The sequence below is a fragment of the Dellaglioa sp. CoH-57-MRSF-19 genome, from assembly GCF_056781975.1.
This window is the reverse complement of sequence record NZ_JBXAXW010000113.1, coordinates 1-502: the sequence shown is the minus strand read 5'-3', so window position 1 is coordinate 502 and position 502 is coordinate 1. Positions and strand designations below refer to the sequence as shown.

Annotated in this window: 1 protein-coding gene; it reads left to right on the top strand. The window is 49.4% G+C overall.

Annotated features, from left to right (window positions below):
* The coding region (locus AC1RO3_RS08530) for a hypothetical protein (protein WP_481764006.1) at positions 1–227 on the top strand (227 nt) is incomplete at its 5' end.
* Positions 228–502: the final 275 nt, after the last annotated feature.

The window sequence follows — 502 nt, the reverse complement described above, 5'->3', positions numbered from 1 at the left end:
CTACTAGCATGACGCTAGGTCCGGTGCAGGGACTGGCCATTGCCACAACAGCGCCGCTAACTGTAGAGGTCACCACACCAACTGCCGTTAACATCACGTTTAATGTGAATACGATGTTGGTGCTGGACGATAAGTACACGGCCGTTGTGATAACAAACTCGGCTCCCGTAGCTGCCAATTCACCTAATGCAGATGTTTCGGTGTACTACGCACAACCGCAGAGCTAAATAAAAAAGCCCCGCCAACTATTTAGTTGGCGGGGCTTTTTTATTTAGCGGCCTGCGTGTGTTACTAGCATTTCCTTTTCATAATCTCCGCAACAAACATCGTCGCAAAAAAGATACGGGCTATGCACCCGCTCATAGCAGTAGTAGCAGAACCCAGAGTGCAACAGAGTTCGCCCTATTCTATTGCGTTGAGTGCTGCCAGCAGCTACGTGCAACGACTTCGATTCCCCGATATTGTGCCGCTTATCCATCATGAGTGGTCTCATCCTCAGTAT